Source organism: Streptomyces sp. NPDC007901, assembly GCF_042959465.1.
Lineage (GTDB): Bacteria > Actinomycetota > Actinomycetes > Streptomycetales > Streptomycetaceae > Streptomyces.
Map to the genome: position 1 here is coordinate 1 of NZ_JBIBKW010000080.1, position 3,479 is coordinate 3,479.

The following is a 3,479-nucleotide window of genomic DNA, read 5'->3' on the forward strand; positions in this document are numbered from 1 at the left end:
TCAGGCGGGTCTGCCAGGTCAGCACGGGAAAGAAGACAGCGGGAATCGACGGACAGAAAGCTCTGTCCCCTGAGAAGCGGGGGAAGATGGTGCGGCAGATACTTGCTGACCCACTATCCAACCCTAAACCCGTAAGACGCGTGTACATCCCGAAGGCGAACGGCAAGAGGCGCCCTCTGGGTATCCCGGTGATCCGGGACCGGGTCGACCAGGCGAGGTTCAAGAACGCTCTGGAACCGGAATGGGAGGCCAGGTTCGAGGCCAGGAGCTACGGCTTCAGGCCAGGACGGGGAGCTTGGGACGCCATAGAGATGATCTTCAATGTCGCTGGGCGGAAGACCGCCAAGCGGCTGTGGGTCCTCGACGCCGACCTGTCGGCCGCCTTCGACCACATCAGTCATCAGCACCTCCTGGACTCCATCGGCCTGTTCCCAGGGCAACGGCAGATCCGGGGATGGCTGAGAGCTGGAGTCATGGAGGACGGGCGGTTCATCTCAACGGCTGAAGGCACCCCGCAAGGGGGCGTCATCAGCCCGCTGTTGATGAACATCGCTCTCCATGGGATGGGAGAGGTCATCGGGGCGAACCGTCCGTGGAACGCGAAGACGACCTCGCCGGCGCTGGTTCGGTACGCCGACGACTTCGTGGTGCTCTGCACCACGGAGGAAGAGGCTATGAAGGCCAAGCAGGACCTTGCCGCATGGCTCGAACCTCGGGGTCTCTCCTTCAACGAGGAGAAGACCAGGGTGGTGCACCTCTCCAGTGGGGTGGACTTCCTGGGGTTCAACGTCGGCAGGTTCCGCGAGAAGCTGATCATCAAGCCGAGCCGGGACGCCCTACAGAGAGCCCGGAAGAGGATCAGTGCCACGGCCAGGGAGAACAGTGGCTCGCCCACGGAAAGCCTGGTCAGGGCACTGTCACCCTTCGTGCGTGGCTGGTCCACGTACTACCGGACAGTCTGTTCGAAGGAGACCTTCAACCAACTGGACGCCTACACCTTCGAGGTCCTGAAGCGTTGGGCTATGCGGCGGCATCGCCGCAAACCCTGGGGATGGATCAAGCAGAGGTACTGGGGCAGGTTCCAGCCAGGCAGGTCCAGCAAGTGGGTGTTCGGCACTCCCGAGCACTACTTGCAACAAGCCGCCTGGATGCCGATCCAGCGACACACCCTGGTCAAGGACGATGCGTCGCCCGATGATCCGGAGCTGGAAGAGTACTGGGGGAACCGTCGACGCAAGCGGGTGCAGGCCGTGGGGGAGCCCAGGAAAGTCCTCTCCCTCGCCTACCGCCAGCGGGGGCTGTGTCCCAGGTGCGGACTGGATCTGATCGACGGAGCCGGATTCGACCCGGACGACGTTCAGGACTGGGTCAAGTGGTTCACAGGGAGCCTCCGGGCGATCCACGTGCATCACCTGACCTACCGCAGCAAGGGCGGTAGCGACCACCCGAGCAACCTGGAGCTGATCCACACGACCTGTCATCGCCAGGTTCACGCTGGTGACCGAAGGCGTGACACCCAACAGGCAGCCACAGGCTAGCTTGAGCCGGATGCGGGGATGACTCGCACGTCCGGTTCTGAGGGGGCCGGGATGCAGCAATGCGTCCCGGCTACCCGACTGCTCAGCGTAGTGAACGCCGACGGTTCCACCGAGTCCGGCTCCCTGATCGACGAGATCGTCCGCGAGGGCGCCCGGCGTATGCTGGCCGCCGCGCTGGAGGCCGAAGTCAACCAGTACATAGCCGAGTTGGCCGCCGCGACGGATGAGGCCGGGCGTCGCCTGGTAGTCCGCAACGGCCACCACCGGCCCCGCACCGTGGCCACTGCGGCCGGACCGGTCGAGGTCACGGCCCCGCGTGTGAACGACAAGCGGGTGGACACGGCCACCGGAGAGCGGATGCGGTTCTCCTCGAAGATCCTGCCGCCGTGGTGCCGCAAGTCGCCCAAGGTCAGTGAGGTGCTGCCGCTGCTCTACCTGCACGGGCTGTCCTCGGGGGACTTCGTGCCCGCGCTGGAGCAGTTCCTTGGCTCGGCGGCCGGTCTGTCGCCGGCCACCGTGACCCGGCTGACGAAGCAGTGGAGCGACGACCATGCCGCCTTCCAGCAGCGCGACCTTGCCGGGTCCGACTACGTGTATGTGTGGGCGGACGGGGTGCACCCCAAGGTCCGGCTCGGGCAGGCGCACTCCTGCGTCCTGGTGTTGATGGGCGTGCGTCTGGACGGCACCAAGGAGCTGATCGCGCTGGCCGAGGGGCTGCGTGAGTCGACCGAGTCGTGGGCCGACCTGCTGCGCGACTGCCGCAGGCGCGGCATGCGTGATCCCGAGCTGGTCGTCGGTGACGGCGCGATGGGGCTGTGGAAGGCGCTGGCCGAGGTGTTCCCGGCTGCCCGGCACCAGCGGTGCTGGGTCCACAAGGCCCGGAATGTCACGAACGCCCTGCCGAAGTCCGCGCAGCCGGGCGCGACGACGGCGATGCGGGAGATCTGCAACGCCGAGGACCGCGCGCACGCCGAGAAGGCGATCGAGGCGTTCGCGAAGACGTACGGCGCCAAGTTCCCCAAGGCCGTCGGGAAGATCACCGACGACGCCGATGAACTGCTGGCGTTCTACGACTTCCCGGCCGAGCACTGGATCCATCTGCGGACCACGAACCCGATTGAGTCGACCTTCTCCACGGTCAAGCTCCGCACCAAGGTCACCCGCGGCGCCGGAAGCCCGGCCGCAGCCCTCGCGATGGTGTTCAAGCTCGTCGAGTCCGCCCAGGTCCGCTGGCGGGCGATCACCGGATCCCACCTGGTGCCCCTGGTTCGCGCGGGCGCCAGGTTCGAGAATGGCATCCTCGTCGAACGTACCGAAACACGGGCCGCGTGAGGCCGTGGGGCTGGGGAGGCAGGAGAACCGTGGCTGTCTGTTTCGAGCTCGTGGTGAACTTCGGCGACGACGCCGAGGCGGCACAGGCTGCCGCCCGCATCGCCCCCAAGCCATGGGTGCTTCGCGCGGGCGCCCACCGCGTCCCTCTCCACCGGCCGCTGCTGGCGAAGGTGGGCTCATACATCGAGCTCTCGATCCTGCCCGTGGCCGTCAGTTGGCATTGTGGCCTGGACGGCAGCCTCCCCAGATTCGAGCTCACCGCAGCAGACCTGACCGAACTGGGACACCAGCTCTACGAACTGCTCGCGCAGTTCCACGGATATGTCGCCGCCAAAGTCGGCTGGGATCCGGAATCACTCCTGGACCCTGCTGAGCTCAGGTGCGAGTGGTCAGATGAACTGAACGAAGGCAGCATCCACGGGCTCGTACTCAGCGAAAAGCTCCATGCGGAACTTGACCTGAGCGCCGACTACGAAGTGTTCCGGCCCGGATACCGATGGATACCGTATCGCGGGGAGGAATCGAGCAACTTCACGGCCGAATAGCGAGACAAGCTCGGGACCTCACCCTGCCCAAGCCTGCTCATCCACACATCTTGACAATTACTCC

Annotated in this window: 3 protein-coding genes; all 3 read left to right on the top strand. The window is 65.7% G+C overall.

Features of this window, described 5'->3' with window-relative positions; all coding sequences use genetic code 11:
• Positions 1-1,538: group II intron reverse transcriptase/maturase (gene ltrA / locus ACFZDK_RS55590; protein WP_390987020.1), on the top strand; the 1,538-nt coding region annotated here is incomplete at its 5' end.
• 78 nt (positions 1,539-1,616) lie between these two features.
• On the top strand, positions 1,617-2,870 hold the full coding sequence (locus ACFZDK_RS55595; RefSeq protein WP_390987026.1) for an IS256 family transposase: 1,254 nt from the start codon (positions 1,617-1,619) through the stop codon (positions 2,868-2,870).
• A gap of 29 nt (positions 2,871-2,899) precedes the next feature.
• Positions 2,900-3,415, top strand: coding sequence for a hypothetical protein (locus ACFZDK_RS55600; protein WP_390987023.1), 516 nt, complete (start codon positions 2,900-2,902; stop codon positions 3,413-3,415).
• The last annotated feature ends 64 nt before the right edge of the window (positions 3,416-3,479 follow it).